At 78.0% G+C, this 4,083-nt stretch carries 2 protein-coding genes; both read right to left on the reverse strand.

The genetic code is table 11. The annotated features are described in order from the left end of the window. Positions 1-17 precede the first annotated feature (17 nt). On the reverse strand, positions 18-1,241 hold the full coding sequence (locus tag C1A33_RS34305) for a hypothetical protein (protein WP_133150771.1): 1,224 nt from the start codon (positions 1,239-1,241) through the stop codon (positions 18-20). A 111-nt stretch (positions 1,242-1,352) separates the two neighbouring features. Further along, a partial coding sequence (locus tag C1A33_RS21490; protein WP_101833207.1) for an FtsK/SpoIIIE domain-containing protein occupies positions 1,353-4,083 on the reverse strand: 2,731 nt, incomplete at its 5' end.

A 4,083-nucleotide genomic window follows, 5' to 3' on the forward strand; every position in this document is an offset into this window, starting at 1 on the left:
TCACGCGTTTCGCATCATCAGGCACTGGCCGCGACGGACCTGCCGTCAGAGCCCGGCCCGGCAGCCCCGGCCCTCCCGCCCCCCCGAACCCCGGCCCGCCGCGCCGGCTTCACCCCGCCCTCCACGCCGGCCGCGGCGACGACGAGCCCGCCGGCGAGCACCGCCGCTGCGATGATGCAGGGCATACCGGGCGCATGGGTGAAGACCCGCAGCAGGCCGACGACGAGCAGGCTCAGCAGGCTCGCGAGGGCGGTCACGAGGCCCGCGGACGCCGACTCGGCACCCTTCGTCACCGCGCGCAGCTCGGCGGCCTTGCTCATCGCGTCCAGGCACAGCTCATAGGCCTGCCGGGGCGCCGTGCGCGGATCGACGGCCGCCGACGCGTCCGCGTCACCGAGGCCGGCGCCGCGCCCGCCCCTGGCAGCGCGCCCGGTGCCCCGTGACGCCCGGCCACCCCGGCCCTCGCGGCCGTCGGGGAGCTCCCGGCCGCGCCCGGCGCTCGCCAGGGGACGGCCGGAGCCGCGGCCGCCGGCTCCGCCCAGGCCGCCCCGGGCGATGGCCTCGGGGCGCCCCGGGCGCCCGGCGGTCTTCTTCGTCAGCGCTACCGGTCCGCCGGGCGCGGGCTCGCCGGCCGCCGGCCGGAGCTGGCCGAGGTCGGTCAGCCCGTACTGGGCGAGCGGCTCGGCGACCTGGGCCCAGACGTTGTCGACCCGGTTGCGGATGTCGGCCGCCGCTTCCCGGTGCCGGCGTGCCTGGGCACGGTTGCCCTGCCGACGGTGGTGGGCGTCGCGCCCCGCCCGGGCGCGGGCGACGTCCGAGGCACCGAGCAGCCCGCGGTAGCGCTGCGCCGCGGCGTACGGGTTCTCCAGCTCGGTCTCGGATTCGGCCACGGGCGCCGCCTCGGGCACGGACCCAAACGGGGGCACGGACCCAAGCGCGGGCACGGACCCAAGCGCGGGAACGCTCCCGAGCGCGGGCTCGCGTGCGGCCCCGGGCTCGCGCTCCGGCTGGACGGCCGCGGCGGCGCCCGGAAGCCACCGGGCCGCGCCGACCCCCTCGGCCAGCCCACCCGCCGGGTCCGCGCCGCCGCCCGCCGCATCGACCAGGCCGCCGCCCATCGTCGGCCCGGTCTCGGGGGCGGCGACGATCGCGCCCCGGTCGGGCGATCCGGCCTCGGTCCGCTGCCAGGACCCGGCGATCGACCACCGTTCGGAGGTGTCCACCGGCTCACTTCCCGCCACGATCGCGCTCCGTCCTCCCCCGACCCCTGCCGCGGGCCCACCCGCGGCCCTCCGGCGTCCCGGGCCCCAGACCCGGCCGTCGTGCGGATCATCCTGCCCGATCATCGCCGCCTACCCGCGGACCAGCGGCGCGAACGGCACCACCGTGCGCGGCTCGGACTGGGCGTGCCGGTCGAACAGCACAGCCCGGTTCGCCGTCGTGCCACCGGCGACCGGTCGGTGGCCGGCGAGGGCGAACAGCTCGCTGCCGGGCACCCCCGCCGCCGCCCACGCGGCGATGTCGTCGCGGTTGACCGGCCCGAGGTCCTCGGACATCCGGGACACCCCGCGCCACCAGCCGATCAGATGCACCCGCTGGGCGGGCCCGCGCCGGGTGATCGTGCGCAGGTCGTCGAGCCCGGCGCGGCGGCTGGTCGGATCGCGTGCCTCCAGCGCGGCCCGCCCGGCGTCGATCGCGAAGATCACGACGAGGCGCATCGGCGGTGGCGGCCCGACGTCGCCGGCGAGCGCCGCCTCCTCCCGGGCGCGGGTGTCGTCGGCGGCGGCGGCGAGCACCGCGCGCAGCCCGGTGACGTCGACGACCCGCACGGGGTGCCCGACGCGGCGGATCCGCGAGGCGAGGATCTCCGCCGCGCCCACCGCCATCGGTTCGGCGGCGACGATCTCGACCACGAGCCCGCCGGGGGCCACCTGCTCGGCGACGCTGGCGGCCGCCGCCTGCACCATGCCGACCGCCTCCCGGCGCAGCGGCCCGAGCACGGCCAGATGCCGGCCCGGGGAGGCGGCCAGCCGCACGCCGACCGCCGCCGGGGCGAGGTCGACGGGCACGCCGACCAGCGCGTAGGGGTCGGCGAGGCCGGCGGGCCCCATCGTGGCGGGCGGCTCGTCGCCGCCGTCGGCCGCGGCGAGCTGCTCACGCGCGGCGGCGGGGGCCGACTCGACGGCGAGCGGCGCGGGCCGCCCGTCCAGCGCCCGGTAGACCGGATTGTCGTCGAGGATCGCGGGGGCGTGGCCGACGAACACCCGCGGCGGCGGCGCCGTCGGCAGGCTGCGTGCGGTGAGCGTCGCCAGCCTGTCGCGCAGGCCGGCGAGCACCGCCGGGTCCGGGTAGACGACCCGGACGTGCTCGTTGCCCGCGGGATGCCCGTTGCGCCGGTTCACGATGGCCTCGCCGACGCCGGCCAGGGCGCCCGCGGCCTCGTTCGCCGTGGACAGCAGCACCCGGGACTCGGAGATCGACGTGCGCAGCGCCACCCGCAGCGCGAACTGCCCGAAGATGGAGCCGCGCTTGCCGGCGGTGGAGTCGAGCGCGTCGATGCCCGACAGCGTCTGACTGGCCAGCAGCAGGTGCACGCCGTAGGCGCGGCCCTGGCGGGCGAGGACCTCCAGCAGCGCGACGCCCTCCCGGGCGATCTCGTCCATCGGGGTGAGCATCACCTGGAACTCGTCGACCACCACGATGATCCGCGGCCAGGCGGAGCTGCGGTCGGCGGTGCGCAGGCCGCGCAGGTCCCGGGCGCCGATCGCGCGCATCGCCACCGAGCGCCGGCGCATCTCGGCGCGCACCGCGCGCAGCACCGCGACGCCGAACTCACGGTCGCTCTCGATGCCGACGGTGTCTGCGTGCGGGAGGTAGAACGGGTCGCTCGGGCCCCCCGCGAACTGGGCGAACTCCAGGCCCTCCTTGAAGTCCAGCAGGTGGAAGCGGACCTGGTCGGGGGCGTAGCGGGCGGCGATGCCGTAGACCATGTCGAGCAGCAGCGTCGACTTGCCGGCACCCGCCTGGCCGCCGACGAGCGCGTGCACGGTGTCGTCGTCGAAGGTGAGCCGCACCGGCCCGTCCACGCCGGTGGCGACCGGCACGGTGACCCCGCCCGCGCTGTCGGACTCCCACAGCACCGGCGGCAGCAGCGCGGCGATGCCCGGCGGGCGCGACGCCTCGCGCCGCGCGGCGTCGGCGACCTGCCGGCTGACGTTCGTCACCAGCTCGGTGGGGGGCGCCTCATCGAGCTCGACGGCCAGCAGGCCGGTCAGCGAGGTGCGCCACTGCCCGGATCGCGCGTCGCGCCACTGCGGCCGCTGGGCGAGCAGCTCCACGGCCGTGAACACCACCGAGTTCGGCAGCGGGGTCGCCACCGGGTCGGTCTCCTCGTCGAAACCGAGGTCGGTCTCGTCCGGGTCGGGCGGCCCCTCCTCGTCGTCGAGGTCGCCGGCCCCGCCGGGCTCGGGCAGCGGGCGCTGGACGATGGAGATGACGTTGACGCCGCAGGCCGGGCCCTGCGCGGCGACCGCCGACAGCGCGCGGGCACCCTCGTCGTACAGGCGCGGCTCACCAAGCAGCACCAGCACCGTCCACGGCTCCGCCCGGCCCCGCCCGGCGTCCTCCCGGTCGCGCAGCGAGTCGAAGTGGCCGGCGAGCCGCTCGACGGTGATCCGGCCCACCTCGGTGGACAGCTCCGCGAGCCGCTCCTCCAACCGGGTGCGGCTGGTGATGGTGGCCTCGGCGACCCCCGAACCACGCAGCGGCGCGAAGCCGGCGAGCCCGGCGCCGAGCTCGTGCGGGTCGTAGACGACGAGCCGGACGCGCCCGGCGGGGCTCGCGGCCAGGATCCGGGTGAGCAGGCCGCGGACCAGGTCGACAGCGGCCGCCCGCTGCCCGCGGGTGACCTCGATACGCAGGTTGCGGGCATCGAGCAGCGGCACGGCCAGCGGCACCGCGTCGTGCGGCCCGTCGGGCTCGCCCCCCGGGATGATCACCTGGCCGACCCGCCACAGCCCCGGCCGGTAGCGCGCCCGCCCGGCGCCGGCCGTCCTCTTCCCCAGGCCCACCGATCCACCGAGC

This window comes from Frankia canadensis (assembly GCF_900197875.1).
Lineage (GTDB): Bacteria > Actinomycetota > Actinomycetes > Frankiales > Frankiaceae > Frankia > Frankia canadensis.